This is a genomic window from Nonomuraea sp. NPDC047897 (genome assembly GCF_043204415.1).
Classification (GTDB): Bacteria; Actinomycetota; Actinomycetes; order Streptosporangiales; family Streptosporangiaceae; genus Nonomuraea.
The window spans coordinates 205,054-228,767 of the sequence record NZ_JBIDCC010000001.1 but is presented as its reverse complement, the minus strand read 5'-3'; the positions used below and the strand labels follow the sequence as shown (position 1 = coordinate 228,767).

The window sequence follows — 23,714 nt, the reverse complement described above, 5'->3', positions numbered from 1 at the left end:
GACGCAACGCGCCTGCTGCGCTTTAGAGAGTCACGCGACGCGGCGTGGCTTTCTCTCGCATTTCGACTGGCTCATATCCAGCCCTTAGCCGTACCGCCGAAGATTACAACCCGCGTGACGATCCGCGCAAGCTCGTGTGCGCGAAGCGAAAGCGGCGTGCTGCTTCTCTGACGTGGTGCCGGATGGGGCCTGGAACGAACCGCCTCGATTCGACCAGGCTTCCATCCTAGTGCGCCTGATCAACTCAACCGTGCGGCGCCAATCGACACCAGGTGGCAGGGCGCCCGGCCGGTTGTCCAGGTCAGGAGAGGGGCGGCGATGTCTGGGGGCAGGCGCCGCAGAGGTGGCGCTGAAGAGGAGACCATGAGGCTCATGATTTTGACGGCCGGTCGCGCGTCGGCGGGCGCCCGGCTGAGCCGGGTTCTGCTCAGAAAATACCGCAGAATGACATTGGGCAGCCTGCTGCCGAGCTTCGACAACGGCTACGGGATCAACCCCGGCTGTTTTCAGGCCGGCCCGAGTCACCTCGACAGATGCATTTTCCTTGCCGGCCGCCGAATCAGCGTCACAGCCTGGGCTTGATCCGGTTTGACGGACATCCGAGAGCGAAGTCTCCGGAGAGTTGTCCATGATGGAGAGCGTGAGGAAGAAAGAATCCGCGTCCTCGCCGCTTCTTCACTCCGGAGGTCAAGGCTGAGGTCGTCGAGCTGTGCCGGGGCGGTGACCGCTCGGCTGCACCGAACGCATCCACCGTTCAGGCCAGCGTCGTGATGGGGTCGGTGACCGTGACGGGCCGCGACTCCCACAGGGCGGTCAGGGCGGTGGCGGCCATGAGCCGGACGCCCATGGCGATCGCGCCCTCGTCCACGTCGAAGGTGCCCTGGTGGATGTCGTACGTCCGTCCGCCCGGCGACCGGGTGCCGAGCCTGGCGAAGGCGCCGGGGATGGACTCCAGGTACCAGGCGAAGTCCTCGCCGCCGAGCGACTGCTGGGTGGGGGCGACCGAGCCGGCGCCGAGGGCGCGCTGCGCCGCCTCCGCCAGCATCTCGACGCTCATCTCGTCGTTGACCACCGGCGGCACGCCGCGGGTGTATTCCATCTCGGCCTCGACCCCGTAGGCGCCGGCGACCGACTCCAGCAGGGACTTGATGAGGTCGGGCGCGACGTGCCAGGCGTTCTCGTCGAGGCAGCGGACGGTGCCTTCGGCGATGCCGTCGTCGGGGATGGCGTTGGCGGCTGAGCCGGCCTCGACGCGGCCCCAGACGAGGCTGAGCGAGCTGCGCGGGTCGATCCGCCGCGACAGGGCGGCGGGCAGCTCGGTGAGGATCTTGGCGAGGGCGAAGACGAGGTCGGCCGTCAGGTGGGGCCTGGCGGTGTGGCCGCCGGGTCCGGACACGCGGATGAGGAGCCGGTCGCAGGCGGAGGTGATGGGGCCCGGCTTGAGCCCGACCTGGCCGACGTCGAGGCGGGGGTCGCAGTGGAGGCCGAAGATGCGGTCGACTCCGCTGATGCCGCCCTGCGCCATGACCTCCAGCGCGCCGCCGGGCAGCTCCTCGGCGGGCTGGAAGATGAGGCGGACCCGGCCGGGCAGGAGGCCGGCGGCGGCCTGCTGGGCGAGGAAGAGGGAGGTGCCGAGCAGGATGGTGGTGTGCACGTCGTGGCCGCAGGCGTGGCAGGCGCCGGGGACCGTGGAGCGGTAGGGGGCGTCCTTCTCGTCCTGGAGGGGGAGCGCGTCGATGTCGGCGCGCAGCGCCACGGTGGGGCCGTCGCCGCTGCCCACGTCGCAGATGATGCCGGTGCCGCGTGGGAGCACGGCCGGGACCAGGCCGGCGGCGGTGAGCCGCTCGGTGATCCGCTGGGTCGTGCGGTATTCGGCGAAGCCCAGCTCAGGATACATGTGCAGGTCGCGCCGGAACGCCACCAGATCCTGCTCAGTCTCCGCCAGGAACGCGTCGAGTTCGCCCCGCAGCTCACGTCCCCGCATCAGTCACCGTCCCGTCCCATGCCGTGCGCTGTGTACTGCCCAGAGAAGCACGGCCTATATCGTCAAAAATCCTTGTCGTCCCGTCACTTGTCTCACTGCGGCCACTGTTCGATCGGAACAGCGGCCCGGCGAATCACACGCCGAACCCCTGGGTCTCGGTGCCGGGGATCGTCAGCACGGGCGCGGTCACGGATCTCCGGACGGAGATCGACCGCTGCAGCCCGGAACCACGGCGGGTGGCCGTGAGCCCGACGGCGATGCTTCGACTTTATCGCTCCCGCACGCCTCTCCGCGGACAACTACACCAAAAGTTAGCCGACGGCATGCCCGTAACCCCGGTTCCTCACGGTGAGTGACGGTCGCCTGGCCCGGAAATAGTCACAACGGATCAGTAGATGGTGACCCCGTGACGCCGCCCCCAAACGTGGTGGCCGATTCCGAATCCTGTCACCTTACGGCATGGCGAACACACTGCGGCGCTTGCTGCGTTCGCGAAGTATGCGTGCTTCACTCGCCATATGATCACTAAAATCCCGTTCGGGGAGAAGTATGCACGGTTAAGCATCTTCGAGCCGAGCGAGGGGACCCTGGTGGTCGTGCCCTCGCTCTCCCTGCCACAGGACGAGCTGCGCCGCATCACCGGAGCGAGGTGCTACGAGGAGCGTCTCCTCTTCCTCCTCCTCACGCTGCGTGAACCGGGCGTCCGGGTGGTCTACCTCTCCTCGGCGCCGATCGACCGCGACATCGTCGACTACTACTTCGGGTTCCTGCCCGACCCCGACGACGCCGCCGAGCGGCTCACACTCATCAGCCTCGACGACCCCTGCTCGCAGCCGCTGACACGGACCCTGCTGTCACGCCCCGACGCCATCGAGCGGATCCGGCAGGCCGTGGACGGCGACGCGTGGATGGTCCCGTTCGTGCTGAGCGAACTGGAGGAGGAACTCGCCTCGCTGCTCGGCGTTCCCCTCTACGGGCCGGCCACGTCCCTGGCGTACTACGGCTCCAAGAGCGGGGCGCGCGAGGTCGGCCAGGAGGCGGGTGTGCCGATGGCGCGCGGCTTCGGCGACCTGCGCACCGAGGCCGAGATCCAGGACGCCATCGACGCGCTGCCCGGCGAGCGGGTCATGGTCAAGCTGAACGACGGCTACTCCGGCCTCGGCAACGCGATCGTCAGCAAGGACGGCGGCCCGGCCGTCAGCTTCTCGGCCGACGGCGAGACCTGGGACACCTTCAGCGCCAAGATCGCCGAACGGGGGGCGGTGGTCGAGGAGTTCATCGGGCACCGGCCGCTGTACTTCCCGAGCGCACTGGCCAGAATCACGCCGGGCGGCCACTACGACGTCGTCGCCACCCACGACCAGGTGCTCGGCGGCGCCAACAACGACGTGTACCAGGGCTGCACCTTCCCCGCCGCTCCGGAGTACCGGGCGGAGGTCGGGGCGTCGGCCGCGCGGATCGCCCGCATCATGGCCGAGCGCGGCGTGGTCGGCCTGTTCGGCATGGACTTCTTCGCGCTGAAGGCCGACGCCGGCTACGCCGCCCTGCTCTGCGAGATCAACCTGCGCATCGGCGGCACCACCCACCCGTTCGGCGCCGCGCTGCTGACCACCGGCGCCACCTACGACCCGGGCACCGGGCTGCTCATGGTCGGCGACCAGCCCAAGTACTACACCGCCACCGACAACTGCGCCGCCTCCTGCCTGCGCGGGCGCTCGCCGGGCGAGGTCGTGCGGATGGCCGAACGGCTGGGCCTCGGCTTCGACGCCGCCCGTCGTACCGGGAACGTCTTCCACCTGCTCGGCGCGATCCCCGAGCACGGCAAGCTGGGCTTCACCTCGATCGGCGACTCCCGCGAGGAGGCCGACGAGTTGCACCGGCTCACCCGCCTCGCACTCGGCGGAGCGCCCGCCGGCCGATGACGACCAGCACGGCCCCGAGCACGACGTTGACGGCGATCAGGATGCCGTGCACCACGTAGAAGCTCGTCCGGTGACCGTCGGCCAGGTTAAACCCGAGGTTCACCCATTCGAAGATCATGAAAACGCCCAGCACCATGAGGAAAAGGGCGATCTTTCGCGACATCATCACCTCTCCAGTATCGAGGCCGGAGCTTGTGGGGATGAGTCGGCGCATGTGGAAGAACTCGAAGCTACGCTGAGATCGCCATGTGGAACAGACTCCTGCCGGTGACGGCACTCATCGCGGCGGTCGCGCTCACCGGGACCGCACACGCCTCACCGACGCCACCGGTCGGAGGCGACCAGCTCGCCAGCCGCGGGCTGGTGCGTCCCGACGGCGTCAAGGCTCCGCCCAGGACGAAGGCGACGTCCTTCGTCATCGCCGACGCCGTGACGGGCGAGGTGCTCGCGGCCAAGGACGCCCACGGCCGCTACCGCCCGGCCAGCACGCTCAAGATGCTGACCGCAGTGACCCTGCTCCCGCTGCTCGACAAGGACCTCACGGTCCGGCCGAGCCGCGACGCCGTCAACCAGGAGGGCAGCGCGGTCGGCCTGACGACCAAGCCCATCTACAAGGTCGACGACCTGATGAAGGCGCTGATGATGTCGTCGGGCAACGACGCCGCCATGGCGCTGGCCGAGGCCAACGGCGGCCTGGCCAAGACCCTCCAGGACATGAACACCGAGGCCAGGCGACTGCAGGCGAACGACACCGTGGCCAAGACGCCGAGCGGGCTGGACAAACCGGGCCAGAGCAGCTCGGCCTACGACCTGGCCCTCATCGCGCGGGCCGGACTGGCCAACCCGGAGTTCCGCCGCTACGTCGGCACGAAGGTCGCGAAGTTCCCGGCGCCGAAGAAGTACTACGAGATCAGCAACCACAACAAGCTGCTGTGGCGCTACGACGGCATGATCGGCGTCAAGAACGGCTGGACCACCAAGGCGCGGGCCAGCTTCGTCGGCGCGGCCACCCGCGGCGGCCACACGATCATCGTGGCCATCATGCGGCACGAGGGCTTCTTCTGGGAGGAGGTCGCCCAGCTCCTCGACTGGGGCTTCGCCGCCCGCGGCAAGGTCACGCCGGTGGGCCGGCTGGTCGACCCGCTCCCCGCCGAGGCTGCGGCGCCGGCGCCGCAGCAGGTCACGGCCACGCCGCTGCCCTCCGCCGCCCAGCCGGCGCCGCTGCTCGAAGCGGCCGCCGCCAAGCAGACCGACACCACGCGCACCGTGGGCGTCGTCGTCATCGGGGCCGCGCTGCTGTTCGGGCTGGTCTGGCTCGGATACGGCCTGCGCCGCCGGCGCGGCTCACGCCCCCCTGCCCTCGGCGAGTGACCGGGCGGCCGGCTCGCTCCGCGCGGGCCCGGCCGGGCCGGTGGCCTCGGGGGGCTCGGTGACCCCGCCGTCCGACGGGATCGGCGAGGGGGCGGGCGGCGGGGCGTATCCCGCCGTCGCCGTCCAGGCGGCCACGTACATGACGAGGCGGGCCGAGAAGTTGATCCACAGCAGCAATCCGACGATCACCGCGAACGTGCCGTAGAGCGGGTTGCTGAGCGTCGTGCCCAGCAGCAGTCCGGCGAGCTGCTTGAGCGCCCCGAACCCGATCGCCCCCAGCAGCGCCCCCTTGGCGATGACCTTGAACGGCTGCGTCGGCCGCGCCACCCAGCCGAGCACGATCACGAAGAGCAGCCAGTCGGCCGCCAGGCTCGCCCCGAGGCCGACGAAGAACAGCATGAGCTTGTTCACCGGCGTGTCGTCCAGACCGAGGAACCGCGCCACCACGGCCGTGGCCTGCGTGGCGAACCCCGTGACGACCACCGAGGCAAGCATCGTCGCCCCGAGCATGACGAGCGAGGCCAGGTCGCGCAGCTTGCCGAGGAAGAAGGCGAGGGGCGGCGTCGTGGTCATCGACATCTCGCGCAACGCCCCGCGGAGCGCGTCGACGGCGCCCAGCCCGGCGTAGAGCAGGCCGAGCAGGCCGATGATCCCGGCGGTCGCCTTGGCCGTGGCGATGCCGTCGAGGTCGAGCCGGTCGGCCACACCCGGCAACTGCTCGGTGATGGCCCGGTTCAGCGCGTCCATCGCGCTCTGGTCGTTGCTCAGCACGTAGCCGAGCAGCGCGTACGCCAGCGCGACCAGCGGGAAGAACGACAGGAACGCGAAGTAGGTCACCGCGCCCGCCAGCCGGTCACCCGACTGGAGCTGGTAGCGCTGGACGGTACGGATCAGGTGGTCGATCGAGGGCCGCCGGACCCGCCAGTACTCGACCCGGCCACGGCCCCACGCCTTCGCCGCCTCGATCCGCCCGCCCAGACCGGCCATCTCGTCCGCCCCGCTCTTCCTGGCGCGGGGCCACCGGTCCCCGCCGTCCGCCTCTCCGGTGAGAGGTCCCTGCCCAGCCCCGCCCAGGTCAAGCGCCGGACCCGGCGGACGCCGTCCACACCCCGGAGATGGGCAGGCAGGCCAGACCGTCACCGAAGCTGAGCGACTCCGACCCGCAGTAGAGGACGAACCCGGCCCGCATGCGCTCACCCAACCGCCGCCGCAACAACCGCAGACCTCGGAAATCGTCGCTCCGGACCGTCTCGGCGGCCTTGACCTCGATGCCCACGATCTCGCCCGCGTTGTTCTCCAGGACGCCGTCGACCTCGTACTGGTCGCGATCACGGTAGTGGTAGAGCCGTGCGGAGGTATGAGCCCAGGTGAGCTGCTTGGCGATCTCCCCGAGCACGAAGTTCTCCATCATCCCTCCCAGCACCTCGTCTCCGCCGCCGCTGCCGGCCAGATAGCGGGCCAGTCCCGAGTCGACGAAGATGACCTTGGGAGTGGCGAGGGCACGAGCCGTGCTGCTCGCCGACCAGGCCGGCAGCAGGCGCACAAGGAAGATCGTTTCCAGGATCTCCATATAGTGCCGGACAGTCGGGTTGGAGATGGACAGATCGCTCGCCAACCGGTTGACGTTGAGCAGCCCCCCGGTCTGCGCGGCCAGCAAGGAGATGAGCCGCCGCATGTCAGTGGCACGCTCGATCTGCGCCACCTGCTTCACGTCTCTGGCCATCAGGTCAGCGACGTAGCTCTCGAAGAACCGGTCGCGGCGGCGCTGCGTCTTCCGCTTCAGGGCTTCCGGGTAGCCGCCACGCGCCGCCAGTTCCAGATAGTCCTTTCTCCGCAGTCCGAGAGACTCGCAGCGTAGCTCAGCCCCGGCGGCGAACGCGGCGTCGACGAATCCGTCTTCGTGCCCCTGGATCTCGCCCTGGGACAGCGGCCACAGTTCCACGGTCTCGGCCCTACCTGGCAGCGCGTCGGGAAGACTGCGCAAAGCCAGCAGACGCGCGGATCCGGTCAGAAGGAAGCGCCCCGGGCGGGGGTCGCGATCGACCGCATGCTTGATCGCCAGCCAGAGGTCCGGCACCCGCTGGACCTCGTCGATGAGCATGAGTCCGTCGTGGCCCACGAACCGGACGGGATCCTCGCTCGCCGCCGCTCTGGTGACCGGGTCGTCGAGAAACCTGGCCACACCCCCTGAGACCTGACACAGCACTCGCTCGGCCAGCGTGCTCTTGCCCACCTGCCGGGCTCCGTTGATGACAACGACCCTCGTGTCGTCCAGAGCTTCGTACACGAGGGCCGCCGCACGTCTGGGCAGGTAATCGACACCTTGTCGCACGCAGAGAGTCTAACGACCTTTCAATCTGCCGAAGGGAGGTCTTTCAATCTGCCGAAGTGAGGCCTTGAGAGCGCCGACACGCGAGCCGGCCGGGGTGACCACCCAGGCGGCGTCCCGGGGGGCGTCAGCGGGTGGGCAGGAAGCCGACCTTGTCGCGGACCTCCGCCATGGTGCGCTCGGCCACCTCGCCCGCGCGCTCGGCGCCGATGGCCAGCAGGCGGTCGAGCTCGGCCTCGTCGGCCAGCAGCTTCTCGGTGCGCTCGCGGATCGGGCCGAACGTCTCGACCACGGCCTCGGCGACGTCCTTCTTGAACGTGCCGTAGCCCTGGCCGACGTAGCGGGCGACCAGCTCGGGGATGGGCGTGCCGGTCAGCGCCGACTGGATCCGCAGCAGGTTGGAGATGCCGGGCTTGTTCTCCTCGTCGAAGAGCACCTCGCTGCCCGTGTCGGTGACCGCCCGCATGACCTTCTTGCGCAGCGGGCCGGGCTGCTCCAGCACGTCGAGGATGCCGGCCGGGCTGGAGGACGACTTCGACATCTTGGCCGACGGGTCCTGGAGGTCGGTGATCTTCTCGACCTCCTTGAGGATGTGCGGCTCCGGCAGGGTGAAGGTGTCGCCGAAGCGGTGGTTGAAGCGCTGCGCGAGGTCGCGGGTCAGCTCCAGGTGCTGCTTCTGGTCGGCGCCGACCGGGACGCGGTTGGCCTGGTAGAGCAGGATGTCGGCGGCCTGCAGGATCGGGTAGGTGAACAGGCCCACGCTGGCCGCGCTCTCCCCGAACTTGGCCGACTTGTCCTTGAACTGGGTCATCCGGGCCGCCTCGCCCATGCCGGTGAGGCAGATCAGCGTCCACGCCAGCTCGGTGTGCTGCCGGACGTGCGACTGCACGAAGACCGTGGAGCGCTCGGGGTCGAGCCCCGCCGCGAAGAGCTGCGCGGCCGCCACGCGGGTGCGCCGGCGCAGGTCGGCCGGGTCGGTCGGCACGGTGATCGCGTGCAGATCGACCACGCAGTAGAAGGCGTCGTGAGTCTCCTGCAACGGCACCCACTGACGGACCGCACCCAGGTAGTTGCCCAGGTGGAAGGAGTCCGCGGTGGGCTGGATGCCGGAGAGAACACGAGGTCTGGCCATAGCAGGTAATTGTGTCAGGAATCCTCGGCAGGCGGCGACTCGACGGGCGGGGACTCGACGGGCGGCGAAGGCGACTCGACGGCGGGCCGGCGTTTCACCCGCACCCTCGCGATCCGGCGGCCGTCGAGCTCGGTGACGGTCAGCTCGAAACCGTTCACCTCGACCATCTCACCCGTGCTCGCGACGTGCCCGAGCATCGCCATCACGAACCCGCCCAGCGTCTCGTACGGCCCGCTGGGCAGCCTGATGCCGGTCTCTTCGGCGAAGTCGCCGAGATTGGTCAGCCCGTCGATCTCCATCTCGCCGGCGGGCAGCACGACCGTGTCGTCCTCCACGTCGTACTCGTCCCTGATGTCGCCGATCAGCTCCTCGACCAGGTCCTCCAGGGTGACGATGCCGGCGGTGCCGCCGTACTCGTCGACCACGATGGCCAGATGGTGCTGTTCGTCGCGCATCTCCGACAGCGTCGTCAGCACCCGCTTGGAGGCGGGCACGAACTTGACCGGCCGGATCGGCACCAGCGTGCTGATGGGCTCGACGCGGCCGGTCAGCACCGGGTCGAGCAGGTCCCTGACGTGCACGAACCCGATGACCTCGTCGTACGACTCGCGGTAGACGGGGAAGCGCGAGTGCGGCATGGCCGCCGCGAGCACCGCCGCCTCGGCCAGCGGGGTGTCGGCCTCCATGAACTCCACCTCGGTGCGCGGCAGCATGACCTCGCGTAGCTGCCGCTTGCCCGCGGCGAACACCTCGGCGATGAGGTTGCGCTCGTCGCTCGTCAGGTCGGTGTGGCCGACGACCATCTCGCGCAGCTCCTCGGTGGTCACCTCCTCGGTGTCGGCGTGCGGGTTGCCACCGAGCAGCCGGACGACGCCGTCGGTGGACTTGGACAGCGCCCAGATGATCGGGCGTGACAGGGCGGCGATGCGGTCGAGGAACGGCGCCACGAACAGCGACAGCCCCTCGGCCCGCTGTCTGGCCAGGCGCTTGGGCGCCAACTCGCCGAGCACCAGCGACACGTACGAGATGGCCAGCGTCACCAGCACCAGCGCGAGCACGGGGGCGACGGCTGCGGGCACCCCCCATCCTTCGAGGACGGGTGTGAGCTGCATGCCGAGCCGGTCGGCGCCGAACGCGGCCGACAGCATGGTGGCGACGGTCACCCCGATCTGCACGGCCGACAGGAATCGGTTGGGGTCGCGGGCGAGTTTGGCGACGCGCTCGCCGCGCCGCCCGCGCTGGGCGAGCTTGCGTACCTGGCTCTCCCTCAGGCTCACCATCGCCATCTCGGCCGCCGCGAAGTAGCCGCCGACCAGAATGAAGACGAGGACGAGCGCGATGTTGGCCGCGACGTTGTCATACATGGTGGTTGGCAGCGTACTCAACGGCTTTTCACCTATGCTGAACGGCAAGCCGACCAAATCGAACATATTCCAACAGGAGTAGACATGAAGCTACTGGTCACCGGAGGCGCCGGATACATCGGCAGCGTCGTGGCGGCGCAGCTCGTCGAGGCCGGGCACGAGGTGACCGTGCTCGACGACCTCTCGACCGGCCACGCCGACGCCGTGCCGGAGGGCGCCCGGTTCGTCCATGGCTCCATCACCGAGGCCGGCGACGCCCTGCGCGGCGTGGACGCGGTGCTGCACTTCGCCGCCAAGTCGCTGGTCGGCGAGTCCGTCGAGAAGCCGGGTCTCTACTGGTCGCACAACCTCGGCGGCACGCTGGCCCTGCTGGACGCCATGCACGGTCAGGGCGTGCGCCGGATCGTCTTCTCCTCCACCGCCGCCACGTACGGCGAGCCCGAACGCTCCCCGATCGAGGAGAGCGACCCCACGCGCCCGACGAACCCCTACGGCGCCTCCAAGCTGGCCGTCGACACGGCCCTGACCGCCTACGCCGGGCTGCGCGGGCTGGGCGCGGTGAGCCTGCGCTACTTCAACGTGGCGGGCGCCCACGGCCGCTACCGCGAGCGGCACACCGTGGAGACGCACCTCATCCCCAACGTGCTGAAGGTCGCCACCGGCGAGCGCGAGTCGGTGAACGTGTTCGGCACCGACTACCCGACGCCCGACGGCACCTGCGTGCGCGACTACATCCACGTCGCCGACCTGGCCCGCGCCCACCTGCTGGCGCTCGACGCGGTCGCCGAGGGCCGGCACGAGATCTACAACCTGGGCAACGGCACGGGCTTCTCGGTCCAGGAGGTGATCTCGGTCTGCCGCGAGGTCACCGGGCACGAGATCCCCGCCGTCGTGGGACCGCGCCGTCCCGGCGACCCGGCCGTGCTGGTCGCCTCGTCGCAGCGGATCCAGAGCGAGCTGGGCTGGAAGGCCGAGCGGGCGGAGCTGCGCGACATCGTCGCGGACGCGTGGGCGGCGCTGTCCGCCTCCTGACCGCCTCGGCCACGCCTCCCGGCCCGGCCCCCGGTCCCGGCTGCCGGTCGAGGTCGCCGGTCCGGTACGCCGCCGGACACGACGAAGGCGCGCGCCCCGGAAGGGGACGCGCGCCCTCGAAGGTGCCTAGATGAGGCCGAGCGACCTGACCGCGTCGCGCTCCTCCACCAGCTCCCGCACGCTGGCGTCGATGCGCTCGCGCGAGAAGGAGTCGATCTCCAGACCCTGGATGATCTCGAACCGGCCGTCCACGGCGCGGACCGGGAACGACGAGATGAGCCCCTCCGGGACCCCGTAGGACCCGTCGGAGACGATGGCGGCGGAGGTCCAGTCGGTGCCGTTGACCCAGTCGTGGACGTGGTCGATCGCGGCGTTGGCGGCCGAGGCGGCCGAGGAGGCGCCGCGCGCCTCGATGATCGCCGCACCGCGCTTGGCGACGGTCGGGATGAACGTCTCGCGCAGCCACTCGGCGTCGACCTGCTCGGCGGCAACCTTGCCGCCGACCTCGGCGTGGAACAGGTCGGGGTACTGCGTGGCGGAGTGGTTGCCCCAGATCGTCATGTGCTTGATCTCGGTGACCGGCACCTGGAGCTTCGCGGCGAGCTGGGACAGCGCCCGGTTGTGGTCGAGGCGGGTCATCGCGGTGAAGCGCTCGGCCGGCACGTCGGGCGCGTGCTGCTGGGCGATCAGCGCGTTGGTGTTGGCGGGGTTGCCGACCACGAGGACCTTGATGTCGTCGGCGGCGTGGTCGTTGATCGCCTTGCCCTGCGGCCCGAAGATGCCTCCGTTGGCGCCGAGCAGGTCGCCGCGCTCCATGCCGGCCTTACGCGGCATGGCGCCCACGAGGAGGGCCACGTTGGCGCCGTCGAAGGCCACGTCCGGGTCGTCGGTGATCTCGATGCCGGACAGCAGCGGGAACGCGCAGTCGTCGAGCTCCATGGCGGTGCCCTCGGCGGCCTTCACCGCCTGCGGGACCTCCAGCAGGCTCAGCTTGACCGGGACGTTCGCGCCCAGCAGCTGGCCCGACGCGATGCGGAACAGCAGTGCGTAGCCGATCTGACCGGCGGCACCGGTGACGGTCACCTTGACGGGCGTGGCCATGGCCTTCCCCTAACTCGCAGGACGATTGATTGACCTTCGGATGCTACCCGTTCGTCATCGGCAGGCTTCCATCACGGGTCTGTTCAGCTCCATGTCGAACTCGACCTTCTTGAAATGGCTGGTGAGGAGCTCCTTCAGGGCGCCGGTGGCGTAGAGGTCGGCGATCACGGCGTTGACCGCGCCGCACGTCCGGGCGTCGCCCTTGCGGATGCCGACGGCGTAGCGCTCGTTGGTGAGCTTGGCGCCCAGCACCTTGAAGCGGAGGTTCTCGCGGCTGGCGAACCCGGCCAGGATGAGGTCGTCACCGGGAACCGCGTCGACGCCGCCACTCCTGAGCAGGTCCATGCACTCGGCGTAGTTGCCCGCTGTGACCGGCCTGACCTTCACCCGGTCCTGGACCAGGCCGACCGAGGGGCTGTTGATCGCGCAGATCCTCTTGCCCGCGAGGTCGTCGATCCGCTCGATGCCGCTGCCGCTGCGCACCAGGATGTCCTGGTGCGCCAGGTAGTAGGGCCCGGCGAAACTGACCTTGTTCTCGTCGGCCTCGTCGATGGAGTAGGTGGCGACCACCAGGTCCACCGTGCCGTCGGCGAGCAGGTCGGCCCGGTCGCCGCGGGAGACCCTGACGAACTCGGTCTGCTTCGCGCCGAGCGCCGCCGCGATCTTCTTCGCCAGCTCGACGTCGAACCCCTCGAAGCCGCCGCCGCGTTCCAGCCCGATGCCGGGCAGGTCGCCCTTCACGCCGACGACGAGCTTGCCGGTGACGGCCGCCTTGTCCACCGCGCTCGACGAGGTGCCGTCGCCGCCCGTCGGCTCCCCGCCGGAGAGACCGGACTTCTGGATCAACGCCAGCGGCGACCAGCCCCGCGAGACGGCCACGACGGTCAGCGCGCAGAGCAGCACCATGGTGACGGCCAGGGTGAGCCATAAGACTCGCCGGCCGCGCCGGGCAGGGGTGGCCGGCGGGGTGACGGGCGCGGGCGGCACGCCGGTGCGTGGCTCGGCCGGGCTCCCTGCCTGCGGCTGCGACCCCGGCGCGGGGCCGTCCGAATGCTGCTGGGGCAGCGGGGCGCCCGGCTGCGCCGACAGTTGCGTCCCCGCGGCGTACCGGGGCGACGCGCCGGTCTGCGCGGGGAACGCCCCGGCATGCGGCGCCCCCGCGCCGCCGGTGTACCGCGAGGCTCCCCCGCCGGTCGGTCCCGCCGCCCCGCCGGGGTGCGCGGACGTGCCACCCGGGTGGGAAGGCGTCCCGCCCGTACGGGAGGACGCTCCGCCCGTGGGCACGGACGTGCCGCTTGAGTGCGCGGACGTGCCGCCCATGGGCGCGGACGTGCCGCCCGTGCCGGTCTGGCGGTTCGCGAGCGACGGCGACACGCGCAGGAACGGCGTGGTGTCGTCGCCGGCCACCTCCGCGCCCCGGCTGAGCACGGCCGTGGACGCCCCGGTCGTCTCGGGCTGGCCGAGTAACCGCAGCAGGATCTGGTCGGCCGACGGCCGCTCCTCCGGCGCCTTGGCCAGCGCCGAGCGGACCACCCCGCGCAGCGGCTCGGGCATCATGCCGACGTCGACCTCGTGGTTGAGGATCCGGTTGAGCACCACGGCGATCGAGTTGCCCTCGAAGGCCACCTTGCCCGTGGCCGCGAACGCGATCGTGGCCCCCCACGCGAACACGTCGGTGTAGGGCCCCACGTCCTCGCCGGCGATCTGTTCGGGCGCCATGTAGGCGGGCGTGCCGATGGCGCGGCTGGTGATGGTGCCGGTCGAGTCGATGATCCGCGCGATGCCGAAGTCCACCACGCGCGGCCCGTCGGCGGCGATGAGCACGTTGTCGGGCTTGAAGTCGCGGTGCACGATCGAGGCGTGGTGGATGGCTGTCAGCGCTGTCGCCGTGCCGATGGCCAGCCGGTCGAGCACCGTGCCGCGCAGCGGCCCGTCGGTGTCGACGAGCTCCCGCAGCGCCCGTCCCTCGATGTACTCGCTCGCGATGTACGGCGTGTCACCGTCGAGGTCGGCCTCGATGACCCGGGCGGTGCAGAACGACGCCACCCGTTTGGCCGCCTTGAGCTCCCTGGCGAAGCGCGACCGGGCGATGGTGTCGCCGCTGAACTTGATGTGCAGCAGCTTGATGGCGGCCTGCTCGCCCTCGTCGTTGACGCCCAGGTAGACGATGCCCTGGCCGCCCTCTCCGATCCGTCCGGTGAGCCGGAACGACCCCAGCTCGCCGGGGTCGCCCGTGACCAGCGGCGAGATCTGCGGCATGTCGTCATGTCCCCACGTGTGCAAACGGCCCGACGACGCAAACTTTACGACGTTCAGAAAGTTCTCAGGGAGGCGTTAACCGTTCGTGACGTGACTCTTCGGTCCGTGACCGTCCCTGCGAGGCCCGCGGCTCACCCTTCGCAGGGCGAGGCAAGGTGGAAGCCGAGGTCCGGATCCGCGTGGTCCGGGCGGCCGACCGTGGCGGCGCGGCTCCCCCACCAGCTCTCGGTGTCGACGACGAGATCCGGGGCCGCCGTGCTGGCGCTGTCGCAGTCGGTGACGTCGATGCCGATGACGAACGCCGCCCGCTCGCCCGGCGGGATCGTCACGGGCAGGGAGCCGCCGTCCGCGACGGTCACTGACGTGACCCTGACGCCGGGCCCCCGCATCGCCACTCCGTTGATCGTGACGGGCAGCCGGCCCTCGTTCGCGATCCACCGCCCCGTCTCCACCAGGAGGGCCCCCGGCCGGCCGAGCTCGTCCTCGAAGGCCCGGATCTGCACGTGGCGGGGTGTCTCCACCAGGCGGGGCGCCACCGCTCCGCTCCACCAGCCGACCGCCGTGACGAGCGCCACGGAGGCGAGCGCCCCCGCCGCCCGCAGCACGCGCCGCCGCTCGGCCCGGCCGCCCGTGCCCGTCGTCGGATCGAGCCGTTCCCACACCTCGTCGGCGATCATTGACTCCCCTGACTCAAGATCCGTATTCTGCTACTTTCTTCGGCGTGACGGAAACCGAGATTTGTTAGCCGCCCTCTTTCTGGCCCTGTCGGCGCTGGCTGTTCCGGTCGCCTATTCCCGGGCGACCAGGCCGCTGCCCCGGGCCCTGGCCGATCATTTCGCGGCGAAGCAGCCGGTCGCCGTGACTGTTTTCACCGGAAACCGGATTATCCGGTATCTCCAGGTCACCAGGCGGTTCCGCTGGATCGGCGGAGCCGTGGGAATGGCCCTGGCCGTGACCATCATGGTGCACGACGCCACCGTCTCCCCGTACTTTCCGATCACCTGCTGGTTTCTCGGCGGGGTGGCGGCGGAAATCACCTTCGCCCGTTTCCGGCCGCGTACGCGCCGGCCGCACGGGTGGTGTCTCGCCTCGGCCCCGCTCGTCGGCATCTGGCGGTGCGCCGCCATTCTTTCCGCCGCCGTCGCCCTCAGCACGGTGGTGCGGTCGTTCCGGATGGACGTCGGCGTGACCGAACGCGCCTGGGCGGCGCTCGCGCTCGGCGTGGTGCTCACCGTGCACCTGCTCCTGCGGCACCTCGACGGCGCGCCCGTGCCGCAGGGACCGGCCGACCTGGTCTGCGCCGAGCTCGCCATCCGGTCGAGGTCCGCGCGCACGCTCCTGGCCGGCGGCACCGCCGTCGCCCTGTGGACCGCGTCCCGCTGCGGCCTGCCCGAGCTGCCCGCCGTCCTGCGGGGGACCTCCGAGCTGTCCGCCGCCGCCCTGCCGATCCTCGCGTGGCTCCTCGCGGCGCTCGCACCCTGGCAGGTGACGGCGGCCACGCGGCGGACGTGCTCGCCTCGCCGGCCGCCGAGGTCCTCCCGGACGGGGTGGACCACCTGGGCGTCGTCCTGACCGACACGCGCACGGGCCGGACCGTCCGGACGGTCGTCCCCCGGCTGCCCCCCGGCTGGTGGATCGGCCGGATCCTGAGCTGGGCGGACGACGGCACGCTCGCCGTCGCGATCCGGGGACCGCACGGCGAGCACGCCGTCCGCCTGCTCGACCTGGCCGACGGCACCGCCCGCCCGGTGGCCTGACCTGTCAGTACGGCAGCGCGTACGTCTTGTACGTCGTGCTCAGGAACGGGTTCTTGAACTTGGGGAAGGCCACCGTCGTCACGTCGCCGTCGGAGGTGTAGCGCATGTCCGGGTTGCTCTTCAACCAGTCGAGCCAGGCCGTGGAGCAGAACTGGGCGCAGTCGCCCTTCTTGTCCATGGCCTTGATCCGGGGGATGCCCAGCGGGTCGAACGACCTGCTGAACGGCGACGCCGCCGGGGTGTAGCCGGCCAGGAAGACGCCCTTGTGGTGGTAGGAGGTGCCGCGGGCGGCCCACTCCTTGGTGCTCGGCTGGTTGCCGTACGGCAGGGCGATGGTGACCGGCTTGATCCCGGCCAGCTCGCCCACCTCCTTGGCGATGGAGCCGATCTGCTCCTGGACGCCGCTCTTGGCCATGCCGCGCAGGTTGAGGTGGTCGCGGGTGTGGTTGCCGATGTCGAAGCCGTTGTCCTTGAGCCAGAGCAGGATCTGCGCCTGCTCCTCCTTGACGGACTTGCCGAACATGTCGCGCGTCACGTAGAAGGTCGCCACCGGCCGGAAGCCGGGGTGCCGGGCCGCGGTCTCGCGCAGGATGGCGACCGCCGTGTCGGGCTTCGGCTGGCCCATCTCGTCCAGCGTGAGCTGGGAGGGTGAGGAGTCGTCGAAGGTGATGACGACCGGGTGCCGCCCCGCCGGGATGTCCATCTTGCCGGTGACGAACTCGGCGGCGGTGACGGGCACGTACCCGTCGCGGGCCAGCCGGTCGAGGTCGGCGCGGAACTGTGCCGGAGTGCGGTCGTCCGTGGTCGCCGGCTTCGGGATGATCCGGTGGTACATGAGCACCGGCACCTGCCCCAGCTCGTTGGCCTTGACCTTGGCCGCGGCGGCGGCCTTCGCGGCCTTGCTCTGCTTCGCCGCCGCCGCGTCGGCCTTGGCCGGCGGCTTGGCCTGCGGAGCGGGCTCGGAGCCACAGCCGGTCACGATCGCCGCGATCGTGACCGTACCCACCCCAGTGATGACACGCAGTCGCATCCGAACCCCCCGAGACGCGCACGACTGTTACGCCGGGCTCATACCCAACTGATCGACACGGGATGTCCAAGGGAGGCTCTGAGCAGCGGAAAGGCCGGTGACAGTCGCGAACGGCCGCCGCCCGCGGCGCGACCGCGGGCGGAGGCCGTTCGCGACCGGACGGCCGGCTGTCAGACGGCCATCTTCTTCTTGAGGTTCTCGTCCAGCGTGGCCAGGAAGTCCTGGGTGGTCAGCCACTCGGCGTCGCCGCCGACGAGGAGCGCGAGGTCCTTGGTCATCTGACCGCTCTCGACGGTCTCGACGCAGACCCGCTCCAGCGTGTTGGCGAACTCGGTCACCGCGGGGGTGTTGTCGAGCTTGCCGCGGTGGGCCAGGCCACGCGTCCACGCGAAGATCGAGGCGATCGGGTTGGTGGAGGTGGGCTTGCCCTGCTGGTGCTGGCGGTAGTGGCGGGTCACGGTGCCGTGGGCGGCCTCGGCCTCGACGGTGCGGCCGTCGGGCGTCATGAGGACGGACGTCATCAGGCCGAGCGAGCCGAAGCCCTGCGCGACCGTGTCGGACTGCACGTCACCGTCGTAGTTCTTGCACGCCCAGACGTAGCCGCCCTCCCACTTGAGGGCCGCGGCGACCATGTCGTCGATCAGGCGGTGCTCGTAGGTGAGCCCGGCCTTCTCGAAGTCCTCCTTGAACTCGCTCTCGTAGACCTCGGCGAAGATGTCCTTGAAGCGGCCGTCGTACGCCTTGAGGATCGTGTTCTTCGTGGAGAGGTAGACCGGGAAGTTGCGGGCCAGGCCGTAGCGCATGGAGGCGCGGGCGAAGTCGCGGATCGACTCGTCCAGGTTGTACATGGCCAGCGCGACGCCGGAGCCGGGGAAGTCGTAGACGTCCAGCTCGATCGGCTCGGAGCCGTCCTTCGGGGTGAAGGTGAGGGTCAGCGTGCCCTCGCCGGGAACCTTCAGGTCGGTGGCGCGGTACTGGTCGCCGAAGGCGTGACGGCCGACGACGATCGGCTTGGTCCAGCCGGGGACCAGACGCGGCACGTTGGACATGATGATCGGCTCGCGGAAGATGACGCCGCCGAGGATGTTGCGGATGGTCCCGTTCGGCGACCTCCACATCTTCTTCAGGCCGAACTCCTCGACCCGCGCCTCGTCCGGGGTGATGGTGGCGCACTTCACACCGACGCCGTACTGCTTGATGGCGTTGGCGGCGTCGATCGTCACCTGGTCGTCCGTGGCGTCACGGTGCTCGATGCCGAGGTCGTAGTACTTCAGGTCGACGTCGAGGTACGGCAGGATCAGCTGGTCCTTGATGAACTGCCAGATGATCCGGGTCATCTCGTCGCCGTCGAGCTCGACGACAGGACCCTCCACCTTGATCTTGGGCATGCGAATGGTTCCCCTTCAATGAATGGATGCGTTGAGGCTATCGGACCGCCAGGTCAACGTGCCAAAAGGGACATGATGAACGCCTTCAGCTCGTTGTTGCCCAGCAACATCGACGTCAGCACGAGCACGAACCCGAACGCGCCCAGTGTGATGACGTCGGTCTTCCTGCTGCGTACGGCGAGCGCGCCGCCGTACCCGGCGAACCGGAGCGCGGCTCCGATCATGATCACTCCCCCCAGCGCGAACCCGCCCCACCGCAGGTCGGCCAGCAGCGCCGTGGCGACGGCGACGACCGCACCCGCCAGGATCAGCGGGTACGGCCCCCAGGTCTCGCCGGAACGGTTCACCGTTCCTCGATCGGCTTCCACTTCTGGTCACGCTCCCCGATGTATTCACTGTCGGGGCGGATCAGCCGGTTGTCGGCGTGCTGCTCGATGACGTGGGCCGTCCATCCCGACATCCGGCTGATCGAGAAGACCGGCGTGAAGAGGTCGGTCGGAATGCCAAGGTAGTGGTAGACCGACGCCGCGTAGAAGTCGACGTTCGGATACAGCCCCTTGGTCTCGAGGACGACCTCCTCCATCTCCTTCGACATGCGGTAGTAGGTGTCGTCTCCGGACGCCTCGGCGAGTTCCGCCGACATCTTGCGCAGGTGGGTGGCGCGGGGGTCCTCGGTCTTGTAGACGCGGTGCCCGAAGCCCATGATCTTTTCGCCCGCGGCGAGCTTGTCGCGGACTGCCTGGGCCACGCCGGACGGCGAGATCGACTCCAGGGTCTTCATGACCTGCTCGTTCGCGCCGCCGTGCAGCGGGCCCTTGAGGGTGCCGATCGCGGCGACGATGGCGGAGTGCATGTCCGACAGGGTCGCGGCGCACACCCGGGCGGCGAAGGTGGAGGCGTTCATGGTGTGGTCGGCGTGCAGCACCAGGCAGGCGTCGAAGATCTCGACCTCGCGCCGCTCCGGGGTGCGCCCGGTGACCTGCAGCAGGAAGTTCGCGGCGATGCTGAGCGCCGGGTCGGGCTCGGGTGCCCGGGTGCCGGTGCGCGCGGCGTGGTAGCGGGCGACGAGCAGCGGCTGCTGGGCCGTCAGCCGGGCGGCCTTGCGCAGGTTGGCCTCGGGCTCGATGGAGTCCTTGTCGGGATCGTCGGCGCCGGCCAGGGAGACCAGGCTGCGCAGCGCCTCCATCGGTTTCTGCTTCTCGGCGATCTCGGCGACGTTCGCGGACACGAGCGCGCCCAGCTCACGGCCCCGGGCCAGCTCGGCCCCGTAGTGGTCCAGCTCCGCGCGACTGGGCAGCCTGCCGCGCTGGAGCAGGTGCGCGGTCTCCTCGAACGTCGCTCGGCCGGCCAGGTCATGGATGTCGTATCCACGGTAGAAGAGGCGACCGGCCTTCCCGTCGATGTCGCTCAGCGCAGTGGACGCGGCTACGACGTCGGCCAGGCCTTTCGTGGGCTTGTCCGCCATGAGTGTTTCCTCCGCTTATCGTCGCTGGAAGTCTACCCGTGAGCAGGGAAAACCGTCGGCGGAGGTCCAGACCAATTTCAAGCGGGATTCTCCTTACGGCAAAGGCGATTCCGCATCCCCTCGGTTGGGTAAGCCGGAGCTGTAGTAATAGTTACGGCGGGCTACCTGGGGAGGAACTGCCGTGGAGGGGCCGTTCATACGCATCGAGGACACCGGCGAGGTGATCCCGTTGCGCCCCGAGATCACGACGGTGGGGAGGGGCCGTGGTGTCGACATCCGGCTGACCGATCCGAGCGTGTCTCGACTCCATGCCGAGTTCGTCAGGCGAGGACCCTACCTGTATGTCGTTGACCTGGGCCTGTCCCGCAACGGCACACGGGTGAATGGCAGGCCGATCGCCCGGAGGGTGCTGGACGACGGCGACGTCGTCTCCTTCGGCGCGGCGCGCGGTCGCGTCGGCGGAGTCCCCCGTGAGGACTTCGCCCCCGAGATCGAGCTGCGCAGGGCGGCGGCGCCCGAGCTGACCAGGCGCGAGGTCGACGTGCTGACCTCGCTCTGCCGGCCGGCGCTGTCGGACGAGGCGTTCGTCGCCCCGGCGACCGCCCGCGAGATCGCCGACGACCTCGTCGTGACCGAAGCCGCGGTCAAGCAGCATCTGCTGCGGCTCTACCAGAAGTTCCGGATCCCGGAGGGCACCAACCGGCGCACGCGGCTGGCCAACGAGGTCGTCGCGCTGGGCCTGGTGCGTCCCACCCCTGTGGTGCCACCACAGCGGGCGGGAGCCACGGCCGACCAGCCGTCAGCCGCCGGACGCAGGGCTTCGTAGCAGCCGGATCGCGACCGGGGCTTCGGCGAGGGGTTCCGGCAGCGTCAGAGGGCCGGAGCCGGGTGTCATCGTGCCCAGCACGCGCGCCCCCGCGGCGCCCGTGCACCCGGGCACGGTGGCCGGCAGGCCGTGCGCGGTGAGCCAGCCGAAGAGCGAGAAGGCGACGGCCTCCTTCGCCCCGGCGGGCACGCCGAGCTCGTCGCTGGCCACCAGCCGCGTGTGCGGCGCGCGGGCGCGCAGCATGCCCATCAGCGTGGGGTTGCGGATGCCGCCGCCCGACACGACGACCGTGTCCAGCCGGTGCCGGCGCAGCTCTGCGGCGACCGTCTCGGCGGTCAGCGCCGTCAGCGTGGCCACCAGGTCGGCCGGCGGCAGGTCGGCCGGCGGCAGGCCGGCCGGCGGCAGACCCACCGGCGGCAGGTCGGCCCCGGCGCGGTCGCGGACGTAACCGGGTGTGAAGAGCTCCTTGCCGGTCGTCTTCGGCGGGTCCTGGGCGTAGTAGGGCTCGGCCAGCAGGTCGGCGAGCAGCTTCTCGTCCACCGTGCCCGCGGCGCCCAGCGCGCCGTCCGCGTCGTACGGCGGCGCGGCGGCGTCGATAAGCGCGCACGCGGGCCCGGTGTCGTAGGCGATCGGCCCGCCGGAGTCCGCCGAGGCGACGGTCAGGTTGGCGATGCCGCCGAGGTTGAGTGCGCCGGCCCGGCCCGGCAGCCCGGCCAGCAGCAGCAGGTCGAGGTACGACACCAGCGGCGCGCCCTGCCCTCCGGCGGCGACGTCGCGCACCCGCACGTCGGAGACGACGGGCAGGCCGGTGCGCTCGGCGATCCAGGCGGGCTGGCCGAGCTGCAGCGTGCCCAGGACCCGGCCGTCCGTCACCCAGTGGAAGAAGGTCTGCCCGTGCGAGCAGATCAGGTCGGCCCGTGGGCAGTGCCCCGCCGCGTCGGCGAACGCCTGGCCGACCAGCGTGTCGAGCGCGCACACCTCCCCCATGTCCACCCGGTGGGGCGGGAGGGCGGCGACGATGCGGGCTCTCAGCCCGGCCTCGTACGGCCGCTCGCCGACGTGCTCGATCCGGCCGATGAGCGTGCCGCCGTCTAGCGACCAGTCGACGACCGCGCTGTCGATGCCGTCGTGCGACGTGCCGGAGATGAGGCCGAGAACCCGCATCGCGCTCCTTACAGGACCCTGAACCCGTTGCTGGGCCGGCTCGTCCGGTTGGCCCGGTCGACGGCCATCACGTAGTAGTGGTCGCCCCGCTTGCCGTCGGGGTCCACCCAGCGGACCTGCCGGTCGCCGGGGACGACGGCGACGAGGTGGCGCGCGTCGCCGAAACCTTCGGCGGACGCCCGGCGGGGGAAGCGGAACACGGCGAACTGGAACGGCTCGTCCCGGCCGGTCGCGACCGCGCGCACCTCCACTCCGCCTGCCGGGCGGCGCAGCGCGTACGCCACGACGGGCCGCCGCGGCCCCTCGCCGTCCGCCAGCCGGGGCAGCACCGGCGCGAGCGCGGGGCGGGTGTAGTGGTCGCCGACCGCCGTGCTGATCGAGGCGATCCGGTCGGCGCGCAGGTCGTTGGCGTTGTACCAGATGTCGCCGGAGATCTCGGGGTGGGCGCGGTTGAGCGTGAGGTGCTTGGACAGCTCGGCCGGGTCCTGCCAGGGCGCGGCTTGCGCCGGGTCGCCCGCCTTGTAGGCCGCCTGGCCGATCCACAGCAGCGTGTTCGTGCCGCTCGCCACGTCCGACCACCACGGGACGAGCTTGGAGTAGTCGGCGGGGGGCTGGCCGATGTACCAGTAGAGCTGCGGCGCGATGTAGTCGAGCCAGCCCTTCTTGACCCAGCCGCGCGTGTCGGCGTGCAGGTTGTCGTACGACTGGCCGCCGTTGGTGTCGGAGCCGAGCGGGTCGGCGGCCTTGTTGCGCCAGATGCCCGACGGGCTGATGCCCCAGGCGACCTCCGGCTTGGCCTCGCGGACGCGCTGCTGCATCTCCGAGACCATGAGGTCGACGTTGTGGCGGCGCCAGGTGGCCAGGTCGGGGAAGCCGGCCCCGTGCTGGGCGAAGGCGGCGCTGTCGTCGAAGGCCGTGGTGTTGGTGGGGTAGAAGTAGTCGTCGAAGTGCAGGCCGTCGATGTCGTAGCGGGTGAGCGCGTCGAGCATCGCGTCCTGGCAGAACCTCCGCACCTCGGGCAGGCCGGGGTTGTAGTAGAGCTTGCCGCCGAACGGCAGGATCCAGTCGGGGTGCCTGCGGCCGGGGTGGTCGGGGTGGAGCTGGGCCGGGTCCGGCTGCATGGAGACGCGGTACGGGTTGAACCAGGCGTGGAAGGCGAGGCCCCGCTTGTGCGCCTCGGCCACCGCGAACCCGAGCGGGTCGTAGCCGGGGTCCTGCCCCTGGGTGCCGGTCAGCCAGTGCGACCACGGCTCGAACGGCGACGGCCAGAAGGCGTCGGCGGTCGGCCTGATCTGCACGAACACCGAGTTGAGCTTGCGCTGCACGGCCAGGTCCATCCAGGCGACGAACTCCGCCTTCTGCTGGTCGGCGCTCAGCCCCTGCTTGGAGGGCCAGTTGATGTTGGCCACCGACGCGATCCACATGCCGCGCATCTGGCGCAGGGGCGGGACGTACGAGCCGTCCAGCGTGGTGAGCGGGGCGGCGGAGGAGGCTGAGGCGGGCAGCGGGACGGCGGACGCGGCGGCGGCGAGGGCGAGACCTTTGAGAACTGTCCTTCTGGTGGGCATGGGGGGTGGCCTCCGGGAAGCG

At 70.4% G+C, this 23,714-nt stretch carries 22 protein-coding genes; 7 read left to right on the top strand and 15 right to left on the bottom strand.

What is annotated here, in order from left to right:
- The first annotated feature begins 372 nt into the window (after nucleotides 1-372).
- Nucleotides 373-582 carry a hypothetical protein gene (locus tag ACGF0J_RS01075; RefSeq protein WP_393141018.1) on the top strand — a complete coding sequence of 70 codons (210 nt, stop codon included), beginning with the start codon at nucleotides 373-375 and terminating at the stop codon, nucleotides 580-582.
- A gap of 172 nt (nucleotides 583-754) precedes the next feature.
- On the opposite strand, the gene ACGF0J_RS01070 is transcribed toward ACGF0J_RS01075, so the two are convergent.
- On the bottom strand, nucleotides 755-1,984 hold the full coding sequence (locus ACGF0J_RS01070; protein WP_393141016.1) for a M20 family metallopeptidase: 1,230 nt from the start codon (nucleotides 1,982-1,984) through the stop codon (nucleotides 755-757).
- Between the two features lie 518 nt (nucleotides 1,985-2,502).
- On the opposite strand from ACGF0J_RS01070, the gene ACGF0J_RS01065 reads away from it, so the two are divergent.
- Nucleotides 2,503-3,906 carry a peptide ligase PGM1-related protein gene (locus ACGF0J_RS01065; RefSeq protein WP_393141014.1) on the top strand — a complete coding sequence of 468 codons (1,404 nt, stop codon included), beginning with the start codon at nucleotides 2,503-2,505 and terminating at the stop codon, nucleotides 3,904-3,906.
- Here the strand turns inward: ACGF0J_RS01065 and ACGF0J_RS01060 are convergent.
- Nucleotides 3,866-4,072, bottom strand: coding sequence for an SCO4848 family membrane protein (locus ACGF0J_RS01060; protein WP_393141819.1), 207 nt, complete (start codon nucleotides 4,070-4,072; stop codon nucleotides 3,866-3,868). The two genes, ACGF0J_RS01065 and ACGF0J_RS01060, sit on opposite strands and share 41 nt — an antisense overlap.
- 80 nt (nucleotides 4,073-4,152) lie before the next feature.
- On the opposite strand from ACGF0J_RS01060, the gene ACGF0J_RS01055 reads away from it, so the two are divergent.
- Nucleotides 4,153-5,277 carry a D-alanyl-D-alanine carboxypeptidase family protein gene (locus ACGF0J_RS01055; protein ID WP_393141012.1) on the top strand — a complete coding sequence of 375 codons (1,125 nt, stop codon included), beginning with the start codon at nucleotides 4,153-4,155 and terminating at the stop codon, nucleotides 5,275-5,277.
- Here the strand turns inward: ACGF0J_RS01055 and ACGF0J_RS01050 are convergent.
- From ACGF0J_RS01050 to ACGF0J_RS01035, 4 genes are all read right to left on the bottom strand, one after another.
- Nucleotides 5,251-6,264, bottom strand: coding sequence for a YihY/virulence factor BrkB family protein (locus tag ACGF0J_RS01050; protein WP_393141010.1), 1,014 nt, complete (start codon nucleotides 6,262-6,264; stop codon nucleotides 5,251-5,253). The genes ACGF0J_RS01055 and ACGF0J_RS01050 overlap by 27 nt on opposite strands.
- 88 nt (nucleotides 6,265-6,352) lie before the next feature.
- Nucleotides 6,353-7,609, bottom strand: a complete 1,257-nt coding sequence (locus ACGF0J_RS01045) for an ATP-binding protein (RefSeq protein ID WP_393141008.1) — start codon at nucleotides 7,607-7,609, stop codon at nucleotides 6,353-6,355.
- Between the two features lie 124 nt (nucleotides 7,610-7,733).
- Nucleotides 7,734-8,738 (bottom strand): tryptophan--tRNA ligase, encoded by a 1,005-nt coding sequence (gene trpS / locus ACGF0J_RS01040; RefSeq protein WP_393141006.1) that lies wholly within the window; start codon nucleotides 8,736-8,738, stop codon nucleotides 7,734-7,736.
- Between the two features lie 14 nt (nucleotides 8,739-8,752).
- Nucleotides 8,753-10,102: a hemolysin family protein gene (locus ACGF0J_RS01035; RefSeq protein WP_393141004.1), complete on the bottom strand. Its 1,350-nt coding sequence runs from the start codon at nucleotides 10,100-10,102 to the stop codon at nucleotides 8,753-8,755.
- An 84-nt stretch (nucleotides 10,103-10,186) separates the two neighbouring features.
- Between ACGF0J_RS01035 and galE the strand changes: the two genes are divergently transcribed.
- Nucleotides 10,187-11,134 carry a UDP-glucose 4-epimerase GalE gene (gene galE / locus ACGF0J_RS01030; protein ID WP_393141002.1) on the top strand — a complete coding sequence of 316 codons (948 nt, stop codon included), beginning with the start codon at nucleotides 10,187-10,189 and terminating at the stop codon, nucleotides 11,132-11,134.
- A gap of 126 nt (nucleotides 11,135-11,260) precedes the next feature.
- Here galE and ACGF0J_RS01025 read toward each other — a convergent pair whose 3' ends face one another.
- The 3 genes from ACGF0J_RS01025 to ACGF0J_RS01015 all read right to left on the bottom strand — a co-directional run bounded on the left by ACGF0J_RS01025 (nucleotide 11,261) and on the right by ACGF0J_RS01015 (nucleotide 15,171).
- A complete protein-coding gene (locus tag ACGF0J_RS01025) occupies nucleotides 11,261-12,235 on the bottom strand; it encodes a malate dehydrogenase (RefSeq protein ID WP_393141000.1) in 975 nt (324 codons plus the stop codon).
- Nucleotides 12,236-12,289: 54 nt separating this feature from the next.
- On the bottom strand, nucleotides 12,290-14,494 hold the full coding sequence (locus ACGF0J_RS01020; RefSeq protein WP_393140998.1) for a bifunctional serine/threonine-protein kinase/glutamate ABC transporter substrate-binding protein: 2,205 nt from the start codon (nucleotides 14,492-14,494) through the stop codon (nucleotides 12,290-12,292).
- A gap of 131 nt (nucleotides 14,495-14,625) precedes the next feature.
- Complete coding sequence (locus ACGF0J_RS01015; protein WP_393140996.1) at nucleotides 14,626-15,171, bottom strand: hypothetical protein; 546 nt, start codon at nucleotides 15,169-15,171, stop codon at nucleotides 14,626-14,628.
- A gap of 262 nt (nucleotides 15,172-15,433) precedes the next feature.
- Between ACGF0J_RS01015 and ACGF0J_RS01010 the strand changes: the two genes are divergently transcribed.
- Nucleotides 15,434-16,066 (top strand): hypothetical protein, encoded by a 633-nt coding sequence (locus tag ACGF0J_RS01010; protein ID WP_393140994.1) that lies wholly within the window; start codon nucleotides 15,434-15,436, stop codon nucleotides 16,064-16,066.
- Nucleotides 16,042-16,251: a hypothetical protein gene (locus tag ACGF0J_RS01005; protein WP_393140992.1), complete on the top strand. Its 210-nt coding sequence runs from the start codon at nucleotides 16,042-16,044 to the stop codon at nucleotides 16,249-16,251. Before ACGF0J_RS01010 ends, ACGF0J_RS01005 begins: the two co-directional genes overlap by 25 nt.
- Before the next feature lie 4 nt (nucleotides 16,252-16,255).
- Here ACGF0J_RS01005 and ACGF0J_RS01000 read toward each other — a convergent pair whose 3' ends face one another.
- The 4 genes from ACGF0J_RS01000 to ACGF0J_RS00985 all read right to left on the bottom strand — a co-directional run bounded on the left by ACGF0J_RS01000 (nucleotide 16,256) and on the right by ACGF0J_RS00985 (nucleotide 20,134).
- Entirely contained in the window at nucleotides 16,256-17,281 is a 1,026-nt protein-coding gene (locus ACGF0J_RS01000; RefSeq protein ID WP_393140990.1) for a polysaccharide deacetylase family protein, read from the bottom strand.
- A gap of 170 nt (nucleotides 17,282-17,451) precedes the next feature.
- Nucleotides 17,452-18,669 carry an NADP-dependent isocitrate dehydrogenase gene (locus tag ACGF0J_RS00995; protein ID WP_393140988.1) on the bottom strand — a complete coding sequence of 406 codons (1,218 nt, stop codon included), beginning with the start codon at nucleotides 18,667-18,669 and terminating at the stop codon, nucleotides 17,452-17,454.
- Between the two features lie 53 nt (nucleotides 18,670-18,722).
- Entirely contained in the window at nucleotides 18,723-19,016 is a 294-nt protein-coding gene (locus tag ACGF0J_RS00990; RefSeq protein ID WP_393140986.1) for a DUF3017 domain-containing protein, read from the bottom strand.
- Complete coding sequence (locus ACGF0J_RS00985) at nucleotides 19,013-20,134, bottom strand: citrate/2-methylcitrate synthase (protein WP_393140984.1); 1,122 nt, start codon at nucleotides 20,132-20,134, stop codon at nucleotides 19,013-19,015. The genes ACGF0J_RS00990 and ACGF0J_RS00985 overlap by 4 nt, the downstream gene beginning before the upstream one ends.
- 181 nt (nucleotides 20,135-20,315) lie before the next feature.
- Here ACGF0J_RS00985 and ACGF0J_RS00980 point away from each other — a divergent pair, with 181 nt between their 5' ends.
- On the top strand, nucleotides 20,316-20,960 hold the full coding sequence (locus ACGF0J_RS00980) for an FHA domain-containing protein (protein WP_393140982.1): 645 nt from the start codon (nucleotides 20,316-20,318) through the stop codon (nucleotides 20,958-20,960).
- Here the strand turns inward: ACGF0J_RS00980 and ACGF0J_RS00975 are convergent.
- Nucleotides 20,934-22,124 (bottom strand): anhydro-N-acetylmuramic acid kinase, encoded by a 1,191-nt coding sequence (locus tag ACGF0J_RS00975; protein WP_393140980.1) that lies wholly within the window; start codon nucleotides 22,122-22,124, stop codon nucleotides 20,934-20,936. The two genes, ACGF0J_RS00980 and ACGF0J_RS00975, sit on opposite strands and share 27 nt — an antisense overlap.
- Nucleotides 22,125-22,132: 8 nt before the next feature.
- Nucleotides 22,133-23,692: a glycoside hydrolase family 10 protein gene (locus ACGF0J_RS00970; protein ID WP_393140978.1), complete on the bottom strand. Its 1,560-nt coding sequence runs from the start codon at nucleotides 23,690-23,692 to the stop codon at nucleotides 22,133-22,135.
- Nucleotides 23,693-23,714 lie beyond the last annotated feature (22 nt).